Source organism: Collinsella aerofaciens, from assembly GCF_040926265.1.
GTDB classification, from domain to species: domain Bacteria; phylum Actinomycetota; class Coriobacteriia; order Coriobacteriales; family Coriobacteriaceae; genus Collinsella; species Collinsella aerofaciens_BB.
The window spans coordinates 1-14,848 of sequence record NZ_JBCOIL010000039.1 but is presented as its reverse complement, the minus strand read 5'-3'; the positions used below and the strand labels follow the sequence as shown (position 1 = coordinate 14,848).

Here is a 14,848-nt window from a genome sequence, read left to right as displayed (position 1 = left end):
ATTACGAGCTCCTGTGCGAATTGAAGGGAGCTCTCCCGCAAACTGCCTCTTGACAACTTATAGGAGCGTCGGTTTTGTTGTAAAAAAAGCCGGTCTGGTCGGCGAATCCCGATTTTTCCCCGCACTTCCGAAAACAGCGGTTCAGCAGCGTCAAAAAATGCCCTCAAAATCGAGAGTTAATGAACAGATGTAGCCGTTCGCCGCAAATTACCGTCCGTTTATAGAACCCACCCCCAGCGTGCAGTCCCCTTACGGTTGAATAAATACACATCTATGGAATTACGTAAGAGAGGACTGTTCCTATGAGCTACAAGACCGTTTGTGTTGCCGGCGGCGGCGTGTTAGGAAGCCAGATTGCCTTTCAGGCTGCCTACTGCGGCTTTGATGTAACGATTTGGCTGCGCAGCGAGGGCAGCATCGGCCGCACCCAGCCCAAGATCGATCATGTGCGCGAGGAGTACATCGCGGCAATCGAGGGTATGGCGGACGGTACGGGCGAGTGGTGTGCCGGTATCGCCGATAGCGACCAGACCTTCGACAGGGAGGCGGCGCTCGCCGCCGTTGAGCGTGCCTACTCCACACTCAAGCTGGAGCTCGACCTCGCCAAGGCCGTTGCCGACGCCGACTTGGTCATCGAGTCTATGGCCGAGGACACACAGGCAAAGATCGACTTCTACAAGAAGCTCGCCCCGGTTCTGCCGCAAAAGACCGTCATCGTCACAAACTCTTCCACGCTGCTGCCGAGCACCTTTGCCAAGTACACTGGTCGCCCCGAGAAGTACCTGTCGCTGCACTTTGCCAACTCCATCTGGAAGAACAACATGACCGAGGTCATGGCCCAGGACCAGACCGACAAGCGCTATTTCGACGAGCTCGTCGACTTCGCCAACGACATTCGCATGCTGGCACTTCCCGTCAACAAGGAAAAGAACGGTTACCTGCTCAACTCTATGCTGGTGCCGTGGCTGCTCTCGGGCCTTGACCTGTATGTCTCGGGCGTCAGCGACCCCAAGAGTATCGACCTCGCATGGACGCGCGGCACTGGCGCTCCCAAGGGCCCATTCCGCGTATTCGACACCGTGGGTATCCAGACGGCCTACAACATCGTTATGCAGTATCAGAAGGTCCCGGGCCTGGTGAGCCCGCTGCTCAAAAAGATGATGATGCCCTACAACTTTAAGGCCATGGCCTCCGTCCTCAAGCAGATGCTCGACGAAGGCAAGCTGGGCGAAAGTTCGGGCGAGGGCTTCTTCAAGTACTAAAAAATGACCTCTCGGGGACGGAGGAAAACGGATCATTTTCGGCCGCCAACAGTGAGAAGATGGACCCAGAAATAGAAAGGAGTGACAATGGGCCGGCTCGGGCTTTGAGGACAAGCTGCTGCAAGCCTAGGGCGATTTTTCGCTCAACGCGGGCCAGCACAGTGTGACGTATCTGTCGAGTTCTGACACGGCAACGACCGGTCGCTACCAGGTGCTGCTGTACGACAACAACTTTGGTGCGGCCGAAAGCTATCCCAAGTTCGACTGGGGCCAGCTGGGCGCCGCGGTGGTGACCGACTACAACGAGGGCACGCATTCGTTTGGGCGCATCTTTACAGTGGACGAGACGGCGCGCACCTACGAGCTCGAAGACCAGATCGCCGTGCCGTTTTCGGGCTATGTGAGCAGTGCGCAGCGCGTTGGTGATTCAAATAGCATGCTCGTGGCATCGGGCCAGGCCAAGACCTTTATCGAGTACGACCGCTACGGACTGCCCATCGCCACCTACGAGATGGAAGCCGAAAAGTACATCTACCGCGTGTGCAAGTACGATCTGTAGGGCTGTGCTTAGGTTTGACCAATGGAGTATGAAAACACGCCGTTCGCCGATGCCCCCTCCGCGAGTGGCGGCCATATGGTTTGATGTCAGAAACATATAGTTGTCGCCAGCCTGCTGGCGACGTCCCCCCCTGATATCGGAGGTTCCGGGTATGTTTCGCACTCCGTTAAACAACTATCGGTTGGGCTAACTATGGGTCGCAGTGCTATTTCGATAGCCCTTGCAGTGGTCTGCCTGGCTGTGCTCCTGGGCGCTACAGGGCTGTTTGCTATAAGCCGAGAAACGTCCTATATGCAGGAATGCGCTTCCGAAGGGTTTGCCATTGACGGTTACTATCGGGATGACAAAACGAGTCGGGAAACCCTGGCTTTTCTTGAGGAGGACAACTGTCGATGGCAGCTGGTCGACCAAGACGGAATCTGCACAGATGGGCAGTTTAAGCGTACGGATGACCCCAACATCCTGATATTAAAGAAGGAAAACGGCGAAGAATTCGGTACGGTCCACGTGGCGTATATGTCACGCCGACGCGAGCAGGGCCAGCTCTATCTATTTAGAGATACCAGGGTGACCCGTTTTTATCTGGTGAGTACCGGTCCGGCGTTTACAGTGGAGTCTGGCGATGTCGATCCGGACAGTTGATTCACGGCAATAAAACAGTGAGCGGGGTGCGGGTGTAAACTGCACCCCGCTATTTGCTCGTGTCCGTATCGCGTCTGCGCCTCGTCATAACTTGCGTCCGTGCGAGCGCTCATCCCGCGCCGGCATCACTTCACGTCAAATTCCACGCGATCGAGCTCGGGCACATTGAGGTCGATGAGCTTGCGGGCGATGTGACGGTCGTGTGCCCCGAGCGCCTCGCTTGTCGTCACATGGGCGACAATCTCGCGCTCGACGATGCCCTCCTCCTCGCCTTCGGTAGACGAGGTCTCGACGGCGACGGTGTAATCCTTAAAGCCTGGCAGCACCGCGGCAAGCTCGCGCGTGGTTTCGGTGACGCCGTAGCCGTCCTGCACGCCGGACTGCGCCGAGCCAATAGACCCCGCCGTCATGACGATGCAGGGGATGGCAAAGACTACCGTGCCCACGATGATGCGGCGGCGCACCTTGCGTGATAGCTCGTCGACCTCGGCATCTTCCTCGGCAGTCACAATGCCGTCGCCGTTGAGGTCGCGCTTGAGCGGCACGCGCAAAAGAAGCAGAACGGCTTCGGCCGCGAGTGCGATAAAGACCACGTTGATGCCAAACTCGTAAAGCGCCGAGAGAAACAGTGACCCGCTTGCGATGGCGATGCCATAGCCCGCCGCGCACAGGGGCGGCATGAGCGCGGTCGCCACAGCTACCCCGGCGATGAGCGTGGCGGGTTCCTGGTCGCGCGAGTTGCCCAGGCCACCCGCAAAGCCGCCCGCGAGCGCGACGGCAAGGTCCCACACAGTCGGTGTCGAATTGTCGATGATGGCGGCCGTGGTGGTGCCAAGGGGCGAGAGCTTAAAGTACAACGTGGACGTGACCAGGCAAAAGACCATCTGCAGCGCGAGGCCGGCGACGGCCTCAAGGGTGATCTCGCGGTCGAGCGTGGCGATGCCGTATGCCATGGCAAGGACCGAGCCCATGAGCGGGCAGATGAGCATGGCGCCTACAATGGCGATATCCGAGTCGATATCGAGGCCGATGCTCGCGATCAACATGGCAATGATCAAGATGCATAAGTGTGAGCCAGTCAGGCGCGCCCCGTTTACAAAGCGCTTGCGAATCACGTGATAGGGCGCGCGTCCCTCGCGAATGTTGAATGCCCGCTTTAGAAAGCGGCTTGCGTTCTCCATGGCCTCGCTGTGGGCGGGGCGGATGCCATGGCGCCGATGATGGCGCTCGCGCAGTCGCTTGAGCTGTTGTTTATCGAGTTCCATGTCCACCTCGTATTGCCGTAGGAACGCGGGTGCGTTCGCAGCATGTACTCTACACCGTGACGGGCGGGGCGGTCATCTTGACATGGAACTTAGGCGAGCAGGCAAAGGAAGACACGCCACATACAAGTACTGCCGAGGGTTTCGGCAGATACAAAAAGCGCGGGGCCGGATGGTCTCCGACCCCGCGCTCTGCACGGGTGCGTTGTTGTTTGGTTTAGCCCAGCAGGCTCAGGCCAACAGAGACAAACGCCAGGATAACGCCGACGATGGACTCGCCACCGAGCAGGCCGCTGGCGACAACCAGGCCCTGCTCCTGGAAGGCGGCATCCTTGGCGGTCTTCTCCTCGTCCGAAAGACCGGCGTTGGCATCGCGGTGGGCTGCCCACTTGTCGTAGGCGAGCTTGACGCAGGAGCCCAGGAAGGCCGTGAGCGACATGTAGAACGGCAGGTACACGCCCAGGCCGATCATCATGGCCGGAATGCCGAGCCAGTACATGACGATGCCGGCGATAAAGCCGCCCGCAAACCACGGCACGCTCGGGATGCCCGAGACCATGGTGGCGACCACGCTTGCCTGTGCGGCCACAAAACTCTTGTCGGGGCCAAAGGCGTCCGGACCATAGGCGGTGACGAGCGCGACCATGACGGCGGCGGCGACCAGGGCGCCCACGATGCCGCCAATGGCCTGGCCGACCCACTGCGCGCGCGGGTTGGTGCCCAGCACGGCGCCGGCCTTGAAGTCGTTCATGACGTCGCCCGCAAGGCCGCACGCCACGGCCACGATGCCGGCGATAAAGAACAGCTTGACCTGAGCGAGCTGCGCGAAGGCGGCAACGATGAGCATGACGATGAGGCCGAAGATCTCCATGGGGTCGATGCCCGTCTGGCCGCAGCTCTGCGCGCTCATGATGGTGGTGACAAAGGTGAACAGCGTGACGATGACGGCCGGAACGGGGCCAAGGTCGAGCACGATGGCGATGATCACGGCGATGGCGGCAGCGCCCAGGCCGATGATACCGGCGTCGAGTTTAAGGGAGCCCGAGATGAGCGACTGCTCGTCGGTGTCGGTGGAGCTGTCGGCGGCGAGGCCGCGGACGATACCGGCGACCTGCGGAAGGATGTCCTTGAGGACGACGGCGACGCCAAAGCCCATCATGAGGCCCATACCCAGGGACTTGACGATGCCCTGTGCGGTCATAACGTCAAACAGACCGGCAGCGGTGCCGCCGACGATGATGCCAAAATTGCCCAGCAGCGCGCCGGCAAACCAGAACGCGACGGGAGCGAAGCCCACCAAAAAGCCGATGGACAGCAACATGGGCGAGTTGTAGATGGCAAAGGTCACGCCGGGGATATTGAGCGTGCACAGCATGCTGGGCACAATGCCCAGAGCGTCGCGCAGCACGCTGTAGATGCCGGCGATGGCCATGGAGCCAAAGAGCTGCTTGCCGGTCTTGCCGCCGGCCTCGGTCGCGCGCAGGGTCTGAGCTGCGGCGTTGCCGGTGGGGAACTCAAGCGCGGCGTCCACGATAAAGTGACGGTGGATGAGTGCCGTGGCCAGCAGGCCTAGGATAGTGCCGGCGAGTGCCACGATAAACATGTCGAGCCAACTGATCTGGTCGGCATAGCCCAGCATCCAGGCGCCCGGGATGGTAAACGCCAGACCGCCGGCGACCATGGCGCCTGCGGACATGATGGTGTGGGTGACGTTGGCCTCGTTGAGGCTGGCGTTGCCCATGAGCTTCAGGAAGAACAGCGAAATGACGGCAGCGAAAATGATCGGCCAGGGGAGGGCGCCCATCTTGAGGGCAGTGTAGGCCGAGCTTGCCGTGATGATCACGCAGCCAAGGACGCCGATGACGACGCCGCGCAGCGTGAGTTGCCCGCGCATCGAAGCGCGGTTCGAGGGATTGCTCATATAGAACTCCTTTGCGTATATCCGCTTCCCCCGGGAGCGCCGTTACGGATACGGCGCGGGAAGTCGGGTTACCAAGGGCCGCCGCGTGAGCTCGCAAACGACCGCGCACCAGTATAGCCGCAAGCTAGTCATTTTGGGATGACTGGTTTAGGTAGGCGATATACTGCTGGGCAGACGAAAGGAGCGCCGACGATGCTTAATGGGTGCGCATATATATTGACGGTCGACGTGGGCAACACGTTCATTCGCTTTGGCCTGTTTGCAGAGGATTCGGCCGCGGCGCAGGAATGTCCGCTTGCGACGTGCGAGATCACCACGCCGTCGAGCATCACGGCAGACGAGGCGCGCATGCGTCTCGTGCAGGTCATGGCCGCACTGGCGGCCGATGCGGGCATGCCGGGTGCGCTTGTGTCCACGGCTGCTGTGCTGAGCTGCGTGGTCCCGGCGCTCGAGCGCCCGTGGAAGGCGGCGCTTTCCCGTACCTGCACGGGGCGCGTGCTCACCGTAGGGCCGGGACTTAAGACCGGCATGCCCGTGCACTACGATGACCCGGCCGAGATCGGCCCCGACCGCATCGCCGATGCCGTGGCGGCCCGCGCCGTCTACGGCTCGCCGTGCATCGTGATCGACCTGGGCACGACGACCAATATCGAGGTCATCGACGCGCGCGGCACCTTTGTCGGCGGCGTTATCGCGCCGGGGCTGGCCCTCGGCGCCCGCTCGCTCTCGGCGGCAGCAGCGCGCCTACCCCAGGTTGAGCCCTCGGCGCCGACGCACGTCATCGGCCGCAACACGCGCGAGGCCATGCGCTCGGGTGTGGTTTTGGGCGAGGTGGCGCGCATCGACGGCATGCTCGACATGGTGCTTGCCGAGATGCGTGCGACCAAGGCCGCGGGGGAAGGCAGCGTGCCCATCGTCATTACTGGCGACGATGCCGAGGCGCTTGCGGCGCTGGTCGGCCATAGCCTGACGGTCGACGATGCGCTGACGCTGCGGGGTCTCGCCGAGCTCTACCACATCAATCAAAAGCCCCGCCGCGCGTAGGGCGAGGGGCTGGTGGGATAAGCGCCCCTACCTTCCACCTGCTACAATGGGTCAAACTATTGCGATTTCGGAGGTGTCTGCCATGTCGGACGATCTTCATCAAACTGCGTCGGGCAAGCGCCGCGACGTTATTAGCTGGGATGAGTTCTTTATGAGCGTGGCCATCGCCGCGCAGCGCCGCAGTAAGGACCCCAACACGCAGGTGGGCGCGTGCATCGCCAACACCAACCACCGCATCCTTTCGGTGGGCTACAACGGTACGCCCTCGGCGCTCAACGACGACTTTTTCCCGTGGGGTACGAGCGACGACCCGCTGCAGGACAAGCACAACTACGTGGTGCATGCCGAGGCAAACGCCGTGCTTAACTACCGCGGCTCGCTCAAAGACCTCGAGGGTTCCACAGTCTATGTCACGCTATTCCCGTGCCACGACTGCGCCAAGATCTTGGCGCAGGCGGGCGTGGGCGAGGTCGTCTACCTGGACAATAAGTATGCCGACACCGATGACGGTCGTATCAGCCGCCGCATTCTCGATTCCTGCGGCATCAGCTACCGCCAGGTTATCGTCGATGTCCAGATTGGTACCGGGGGACAGGCTCAGCAGTAGCGCGTGCCAACGCCAGCTGGCGGCAAAACAGCCAAAAGAGCCCCGTCCCAAATTGACTACTCGTGAAAGTCGCGTCTGCGCGCATGGACGGCTCGTGAGCGGGTACATGGCTGTAGTAACATAGCTTCTGTCCGCGGGCGTGCCCGCGTTATTGTGAGAAAGGAGCCCCTGTGGCTGTTAACGAAGAGCTGCTTAAGAAGGTTCTTGAAGAGATCCGCCCCAACCTGCAGGCCGATGGCGGCGATATGGAGTATGTGGGCGTCGACGACGAGGGTGTTGTCAAGCTGGAGCTGCAGGGCGCCTGCGCCGGCTGCCCCATGAGCTCGCTAACCCTTTCCATGGGTATCGAGCGCATCTTGAAGGAGCATGTGCCCGGCGTTACCCGCGTTGAGCAGGTCAATGCTTCCGGCGAGGCCGAGGACCTGTACGACGAGTACGCGCCGTTCTAAGATGCGAAAGCTGCGGACGGTACGCTCCGCATAGACGTTACGCCCAGATATGCGGCTGCGAGCGCAAGGCCCGCGGCCGCATTTGTATGTAGGGAGCAGGGGATCGATATGCTCAACGACCTCTACCATATGCTTGATCCCGTCGCGATCTCGGCGGGCCCCATCACCATTTACTGGTATGGTCTGGCCTACGTGGTCGGCGCTCTGCTCACGGCGGTTGTTATGTACCACACGCAGCGCCGTTGGGGCTTCGACATTACGATTGATGACCTGACGAGCGTCGTGGTCGGCGCGGTCTTTGGCCTCATTATTGGCGCGCGCCTGTTTTACGTCGTCTTTTACGGCGATGGCTACTATTGGACCCACCCGCTCGAGATCTTTGCCACCAACGAGGGCGGTATGAGCTTCCACGGTGGCCTGGTCGGCGGCATCTTGGGCGGCATCATCGTGTGCCGCATGTATAAGCTCGACGCCTGGACCATCGCCGACCTTGCTGTGATCGGTGCTCCGCTGGCGCTGTGCCTGGGACGTTGCGCCAACTTCGTGAACGGTGAGCTGTGGGGTAAGCCGACCGATCTGCCTTGGGGTGTGGTCTTTGGCGGCACCGCGGGCGATATGCCGCGCCATCCCTCCCAGCTCTACGAGGCGTTTCTTGAGGGCGTCGTGCTCTTCTGTATTTTGCAGGTGCTCAGCCGCAAAAAGCCGCTACTGCCCCAGGGCACGTTTATGGGCGTGTTCGTGATGGGGTACGGCATCGTCCGCTTTCTCGTTGAGTTCGTGCGCGTGCCCGATGCCCAGCTGGGCTATCTGCTGGGAGGCGTCATCACTATGGGCCAGCTGCTGAGTTTGCCGCTCGTGATCGCCGGCCTGGCGCTCATCATCTTCGCCCGGCACCGCAACCAGCCCCAGCGCGTCTACCTGGACGCCTAGCCACCACATACCACCACAAAGGGAAAGACACCTTGGTGGTGGTTATGCCGGACAACGATGACAGAACCGTAACGTTTCCCCAGATAAAACCTGCCAAAATAAACCTGTCCCTTTTTGGCAGGTTTCTAGAAAGGCTTTCGGACTGTGAAGGATTCCGACCTCTCCACAACGGCTGCGCGCGACGCTGCCCGCATCGTCTGGTTTAAGCGCTACCCCGTCAAGCAGACGCTTATCGCATTTTTGCTCGCGCTGTTGGCGACCACGGCGTTTTCCATCGATCCCGCCCCGGTGTCGAGCAACGCGGTCTTGGCGATTGACCCCAAAGCCTCGGGCATGCTGTACGTGTGCTACGAGGTGCTCCTCTCGTTTGCCGGCCATACCGACGCGGTCATGCTGCTTGCGCTTGCCTGCCTGCTCACGCTGCCGTTTCGCTACGTATTCTTTGGCCGCGGCGACGCTTGGCGTCCCTCGGTGATTCTTCCGTCGCTGTTCTTTGCCGTCTGCATGGTGTTTGGCCGTAGCTACGACCTCACCGATTCGGCCGAGATCGTGCTCGGCGACAAGGCCCGCATTATCTGTGCCTGGATAGGCGGTGCGGGCTGGATGCTCTTGGCGGTCGTTGCTTTCTACCTGGCTTTTGAGTGTCTAGATTGGTTGAGTTCTCGGCGCATTCCGTTTTCCGAAGCGCACTTTGGCCGCGTATGGCGTGTGGCTCACGCCGTGCTCTCGGTCCATCCCTTTGCCGGGCCCTTCCTGGTGCTTATGGTCGCCTGGGCGCCCACGCTCATCGCTTCGCTGCCTGGCCTTTTTATGGGAGATACGGGTGCGCAGATTCGCCAGTGGTTTAACTACCCCAACGGCACGAGTGACTACCTGCGTCTGCTCAATCCCAATGTGTTGCTCAACGGACATCACCCCGTGGCGCACACGGCTATCATCGGTTCGTGCGTCCAGCTGGGGCTTTCGCTGTTCAATAGCGCCGACGCGGGTCTTGCCATCTACACCTGCGCCCAGTTCGTCATTACGGCCGCCTGCATGGCCTATTCCATCTCGTCGCTGCGCAAGCTGGGCGTGAGCCTGCCGGTCCGCGGCGTGATCTTGCTGTTCTTTGTGTTTATGCCCATGTTCTCCAACTACGCGGCGCTGCTTACCAAAGATGTGCTGTTTGCCGACGCGTTTTTGGTGCTGTTGGTGCAGACCGTGAAGCTCGTGGCCTGCGGCCTGCCCCGTCGCGATGCCAATGCCGAGCGTGCGGGCGAACAGAGGCCCGTGCTCTTTGCGCGCCATGACTGGCTGCTGCTCGCTCTGGGCGCCATGGGTTCCACGTTTCTGCGTAACGGCGGCCTGGTGTTTCCCCTGGCGGCATGCGTAATCGCGGCGGCGTTTTGCGCATGGGACGCGCATGTGGCTCATCGTGCAGCCAGGCAGACTGGTGCTGCGCCTTCGGGCGCCATCCCGCGTTTCCGCTGGGTGGGAGTTCTTGCGGTGCTTGCACTCTGCCTTGCCTCCAATATGTACTTCACCAAGGTCTTTATGCCGGCGCACGACATCACGCCTGGTTCCAAGCGCGAAATCCTCTCGATTCCGTTCCAGCAGACGGCTCGTTTCGTCCAAAAGCACGACGGCCTCAACTCGGGCGTCAACCCTACGGTTAAGGAGGACGGCACCATCGTGGAGGCTCCTTGCGACGGCTTGGTGACCGACGATGAGCGTGCCGTGATCGACCGCGTGCTCAAGTACGAGAACCTGGGCCGCCGTTACAACCCGGATAAGTCGGACGCCGTCAAAAATTGCTTTAACGAGTATGCCTCGCAGGAGGACATCAAGGCCTATTTTGAGGTGTGGGCTCAGATGTTCAAAAAGGATCCCGAGTGCTATATCTCGGCGCTCATCAATAACTACTACGGCTACTTTTATCCGAGTGCCCGCGATGCGTGGGTCTACAGCACGGCGCGCAGTGCCGAGATTATGGCGAAGCCCGATAACCTCAAGTACTTTGACTTCCATCCGGTCGATAGCAAGGTCGTGCGCTGGTGCGACCACCTGATCAACCTGTATCGCGTGGCAGTACAACGCATCCCGTTTATCTCGCTCACCATGAGCTCGGCCACCTATGTGTGGATCATGATCACCGTGGTGGTCTATCTGCTACGTCGTCATTCGTGGCGCGGGCTGGCCATTTGGGTGCCGCTGCTGGGCGTGCTCGCCGTGTGCCTGATCGGTCCCTGCAATGGCTCGACCTACATGCGCTACCTGTATCCGGTCATCGCCTGCATGCCCTTTGCCATCGGCGCCACCATCACCCGCAGTGACCTCCTCTGGTCCTAATTTGGTGCATTGGGGTCAGGTTGCTTTGCACCAAAGGGTGGCATCATCACGACGCCTTCATTTTGGGGTTTATCTCGCAGGCCAGTAGGTATATCATAACGACGTTTTTTTATATTGCCCGAGCATCTGCGCTGGGCTTTAGGTCGAAACCGATAGGAGACACGTATGTCCGGACACTCTAAGTGGGCCACAACCAAGCATCGTAAGGGCGCGCAGGACGCCAAGCGTTCCGCCCTCTTCTCCAAGCTGAGCCGCAACATCACCGTTGCTGCCCGTCTCGGCGGTGACCCGCTGCCCGAGAACAACGCCAGCCTCGCCGCTGCCGTTGCCAAGGCCAAGGCTCAGTCCATGCCCAAGGACAAGATCAAGTCCGCTATCGACAAGGCCTTCGGTTCGGGTGCCGATGCCGCCGTCTACGAGAACATCGTGTACGAGGGCTACGGCCCCGCCGGTGTCGCCGTCTACGTTGACTGCCTGACCGACAACCGCAACCGCACCGCCGCTGATGTCCGTTCCGCCTTCTCCCACGCTGGTGGCAACCTGGGCACCTCCGGCTCCGTCGCCTTCCAGTTTGAGCGCAAGGGCCAGATCGTTGTTGCCAAGGAGATCCTGGACGAGAACGCCAAGAAGGAGACCATGATCGCCAACGGTGCTGCCGGTGACGAGGATGAGTTTATGATGGCGATCGCCGAGGCCGGTGGCGAGGACTACGAGGACGCCGGCGAGGAGTGGATCGTCTGGACTACTGCCAACGAGGTCATGGCTGTCTCCAAGGCGCTCGAGGAGCAGGGCGTCCAGGTCAAGGGCTCCGAGACCACCATGGTCCCGACCACCCCGACCGAGGTCTCCGGTACCGACGCCAAGAAGGTCCAGCGCCTCATCGACCGTCTCGAGGAGCTCGACGACGTCCAGGACGTCTACAGCACCATGGACATGACCGACGAGGTCATCGCTGCCCTCGAGGAGGAGTAGCGCCCGCATGGGTTAAGCCGTGCATATCTGGGCATAATGAAGCGAGCATGCAAGCCTCGTGGAATAGATGAGCCGGATCCGCGTGCGTATAGCACCGGACCCGGCTCTTTTATAATGATGCGAACCGTTTTGCATTTCGAGAGCCGAGATTTGAAGGGAGCGCCGCGTGCGCGTACTCAAACGAGCCCTAGCGATCGTGTACCTTGCCGCTACCATCGTGGCGCTGGGTACGCTTGTCTGCCAGTTTTGGGGGCCGTATACGTATCGCTTTATGTTGCTGATGCGCGACCCCATGCCGCGCATTGTCGTGACGGCATGCGGCGGAGTTGTGGCGATCGGCGTGCTGGTAAGCTTCTTTCGCCTGATGTTTGCTCGTCGCGAGCCGTCCTGCGTGCATCCGGCGGGGGAGCGCAATATCGAGGTCACGCTCGCGGCGCTTTCTTCGTGTGCCAGGGCTGCTGCCGAGCGCGACGACCGCGTGATGATCGAGCATGTCGAGGCCCGCGTCCAAGGTTCCGACGATTCGCACGTCCGTTTTAAGGTCGAGGCTATCGCGCTTGACGATAAGGACGTGGCATCTTTGGCTACCGCGATGCAGCAGCGCATCGAGGAAGCTTGCGACACCATGCTCGGCACGCCGGGTACGACCGCGCGCGTCCGTTTTTTGCCGTCCAAGACTACCGTCCAGACCGTGGAGGTTTCCGGTGAGTGATACCAATCAAGATAAGACCGCTCGTACGCCGCGCCTGACGATTGACCAGAGCGCCACGCCGGCGAGCGAACCTGTTGATTCCAAAGCAGAGGCAACCGAGTTGCAAGACGCGGCAGCCGCGGATTTTGACGAGGCTATGGGTCTCATCAAGGGTACGGGCGCTGCCATCTGGAGCTATGCTGTGCGTCATCCCAACACCACGCTCGGCGCCGTCGCTGGCTTTATCCTCGCTGTGTTGGTGCTCACGTTGGGCCTGTGGGACACGCTCGTCATTGCATTCTTCGTGCTGATCGGCGCCGTGATCGGCCAAATTCGCGACGGCGAGAACGGGATCGTCAACTTCTTCGGCCGTCTGTTTAGCGGCCGCTAATATGTATTCGACTGTCGCATCCGCGGCAGGCATAAGGAGGAACCATGGCTTTTAATACGAAGGTCGATGTAGCCGATACCGAGCTCGAGGAGAACGAAGCGGTCGTCGCCGAAGCCGAGGATGTGACGCTCGAGGATGAGGCGCTCGTCGAGGCCGAGTCCGATGTGGATGAGGATGACGAGGAAGCGGACGAGTCCGAGGACTCGCTGACCTATTCCAACGGTGTGATCGAGAAGATCGTCGCCATGGCCACCCGCGAGGTTCCGCACGTTCTGGGCATGAAGGGTAACCTCATGCACTTTGTGCAGGAGCAGTTTGGTGCCGAGAATCTGACCAAGGGCGTGACGGTCGAGGTCACCGATGACAATCGCGTGGTCGTCAACATCTCCGTCATTATCGAGTACGGCGCCTACGCGCCCGCGATCTTCGACGATGTCAAGGCACGTGTCACCGAGCGCCTTGCCGCGATGACCGGCCTTGAGGTGGCGGGCGTCAACCTGCGCATCGAGGACGTCATCACCCCCGAGGAGTACGAGCACCGCACCAGCCAGCACGAGTAACCTTCCAAAAAGGGACAGGTTTGTTTTGGCAGGCTTTATCTGCGAAAACGTTAAACGGCCGACCGCGCAAGCAAAAGCGTGGCCGGCCGTTATTTGTATGCCCCCCGATGTGGGCATACCGCTCGTCTAACTAGGGGTTGCAATCGTCGCGTTCCGCGTTACCCTAATGGGCGCATTGTTTCCAAATTGTTAACGAGGGGTTGCCGTAATGGCCGACGAGCACGAAACAGAAAGCAAGGCATGGGCGATTGAGGCCGCCGCGGCAGAGGCGGCATCGCGTGCTGCCGAGGAGGTGCATCGTCCTCCCGTGGTGCCGATGGAGCGCGTGGTTGATCGCACCGATATCGAGCGCGGCGAGCGTGTCGGTCAAAAGCGCAGCCAGGAGCCGGGCTTCCCGCGCTTTTTTGCCGAGCTCAATCTGGGCCTGATTCTTACGGCCTTCGCCATCGTTGCGTTTAAAACCCCTAATCACTTTGCTTTTGGCGGCACCTCGGGCGTGTCGGTCATTCTGTCCACGCTGTTCCCGACCCTGCCCGTCGGCGTTTTTATGTGGATTATCAACGCGGTTCTCGTCGTCTTGGGCTTTATCTTTTTGGAGCGCAAGGCAATCCTGTGGAGCGTCTTCGCCTCGTTTGCGCTTTCGGCCTATGTTTCGCTGTTTGAGCTTTTTATTCCGACCGATGTCTCTCTGACGGGTGATATGTGGCTCGACCTGTGCTTTGCCGTCATCTTGCCGGCGCTCGGCAGCGCTATTGTCTTTGACATCGGCGCCTCGACGGGTGGCACGGACATTCTTGCCATGATCCTCAAGCGCCGCACGACGCTCGAGATTGGCCGCGCCCTGCTGCTGGTCGATATCGGCATCGTGACCATCGCGGCCTTTTTGTATGGCCCGCGTGTCGGTCTGTATTGCGTGCTCGGCCTGTTTGCCAAGACACTCGTGGTCGACAAAGCCATCGAGAGCATTCACCTGCGCAAAGTCTGCACGGTCATTTGTTCCGAGCCCCTTAAGGTCGAGGAGTTTATCGTCAAGCATCTCAACCGCACGGCGACCATCAGCCGCGGCTACGGTGCCTTCTCGGGCAAGTGCGTGACGGTGATCATGAGCGTGCTGAGCCGTCGCGAGGCCGTGCAACTGCGCCGCTATGCGCGCGAAGTCGATCCGGGTGCCTTTATCACGATTGTCGACAGCTCCGAGATCGTCGGCAAGGGCTTCCGCGGAACGAACTA

General features: G+C 60.6%; 15 protein-coding genes and 1 pseudogene. 14 read left to right on the top strand and 2 right to left on the bottom strand.

Annotated features, from left to right (window positions below; genetic code table 11):
• From AB5767_RS09660 to AB5767_RS09645, 4 genes and pseudogenes are all read left to right on the top strand, one after another.
• The coding region (locus tag AB5767_RS09660) for a hypothetical protein (RefSeq protein ID WP_368132927.1) at positions 1 to 193 on the top strand (193 nt) is incomplete at its 5' end.
• 109 nt (positions 194 to 302) lie between these two features.
• A complete protein-coding gene (locus AB5767_RS09655; RefSeq protein ID WP_368132620.1) occupies positions 303 to 1,262 on the top strand; it encodes a 3-hydroxyacyl-CoA dehydrogenase in 960 nt (319 codons plus the stop codon).
• Between the two features lie 142 nt (positions 1,263 to 1,404).
• Positions 1,405 to 1,821 (top strand): annotated as a pseudogene (locus tag AB5767_RS09650) (aryl-sulfate sulfotransferase); the annotation flags it as partial.
• Positions 1,822 to 2,013: 192 nt separating this feature from the next.
• A complete protein-coding gene (locus tag AB5767_RS09645) occupies positions 2,014 to 2,463 on the top strand; it encodes a hypothetical protein (RefSeq protein ID WP_368137031.1) in 450 nt (149 codons plus the stop codon).
• A gap of 125 nt (positions 2,464 to 2,588) precedes the next feature.
• Here AB5767_RS09645 and AB5767_RS09640 read toward each other — a convergent pair whose 3' ends face one another.
• Positions 2,589 to 3,728, bottom strand: a complete 1,140-nt coding sequence (locus AB5767_RS09640; protein ID WP_368132585.1) for a DUF389 domain-containing protein — start codon at positions 3,726 to 3,728, stop codon at positions 2,589 to 2,591.
• Between the two features lie 214 nt (positions 3,729 to 3,942).
• Complete coding sequence (locus tag AB5767_RS09635) at positions 3,943 to 5,646, bottom strand: OPT/YSL family transporter (RefSeq protein WP_349115250.1); 1,704 nt, start codon at positions 5,644 to 5,646, stop codon at positions 3,943 to 3,945.
• A gap of 192 nt (positions 5,647 to 5,838) precedes the next feature.
• Between AB5767_RS09635 and AB5767_RS09630 the strand changes: the two genes are divergently transcribed.
• From AB5767_RS09630 to AB5767_RS09585, 10 genes are all read left to right on the top strand, one after another.
• Positions 5,839 to 6,690 (top strand): type III pantothenate kinase, encoded by an 852-nt coding sequence (locus tag AB5767_RS09630; RefSeq protein ID WP_368132584.1) that lies wholly within the window; start codon positions 5,839 to 5,841, stop codon positions 6,688 to 6,690.
• A gap of 82 nt (positions 6,691 to 6,772) precedes the next feature.
• Entirely contained in the window at positions 6,773 to 7,297 is a 525-nt protein-coding gene (locus AB5767_RS09625) for a deoxycytidylate deaminase (protein WP_368132582.1), read from the top strand.
• Positions 7,298 to 7,467: 170 nt separating this feature from the next.
• Positions 7,468 to 7,746: a NifU family protein gene (locus AB5767_RS09620; RefSeq protein WP_035137589.1), complete on the top strand. Its 279-nt coding sequence runs from the start codon at positions 7,468 to 7,470 to the stop codon at positions 7,744 to 7,746.
• A 108-nt stretch (positions 7,747 to 7,854) separates the two neighbouring features.
• Positions 7,855 to 8,676, top strand: coding sequence for a prolipoprotein diacylglyceryl transferase (gene lgt / locus AB5767_RS09615; RefSeq protein WP_368132460.1), 822 nt, complete (start codon positions 7,855 to 7,857; stop codon positions 8,674 to 8,676).
• Between the two features lie 144 nt (positions 8,677 to 8,820).
• Positions 8,821 to 11,004 (top strand): DUF6020 family protein, encoded by a 2,184-nt coding sequence (locus AB5767_RS09610; protein ID WP_368132459.1) that lies wholly within the window; start codon positions 8,821 to 8,823, stop codon positions 11,002 to 11,004.
• A 165-nt stretch (positions 11,005 to 11,169) separates the two neighbouring features.
• Positions 11,170 to 11,976, top strand: a complete 807-nt coding sequence (locus AB5767_RS09605) for a YebC/PmpR family DNA-binding transcriptional regulator (RefSeq protein WP_117640266.1) — start codon at positions 11,170 to 11,172, stop codon at positions 11,974 to 11,976.
• Positions 11,977 to 12,142: 166 nt separating this feature from the next.
• Positions 12,143 to 12,688 (top strand): Asp23/Gls24 family envelope stress response protein, encoded by a 546-nt coding sequence (locus AB5767_RS09600; RefSeq protein WP_368132458.1) that lies wholly within the window; start codon positions 12,143 to 12,145, stop codon positions 12,686 to 12,688.
• Entirely contained in the window at positions 12,681 to 13,058 is a 378-nt protein-coding gene (locus AB5767_RS09595; RefSeq protein WP_040358983.1) for a DUF2273 domain-containing protein, read from the top strand. The genes AB5767_RS09600 and AB5767_RS09595 overlap by 8 nt, the downstream gene beginning before the upstream one ends.
• Before the next feature lie 44 nt (positions 13,059 to 13,102).
• A complete protein-coding gene (locus AB5767_RS09590; protein WP_271758424.1) occupies positions 13,103 to 13,618 on the top strand; it encodes an Asp23/Gls24 family envelope stress response protein in 516 nt (171 codons plus the stop codon).
• 208 nt (positions 13,619 to 13,826) lie between these two features.
• The coding region (locus AB5767_RS09585; protein WP_196032031.1) for a YitT family protein at positions 13,827 to 14,848 on the top strand (1,022 nt) is incomplete at its 3' end.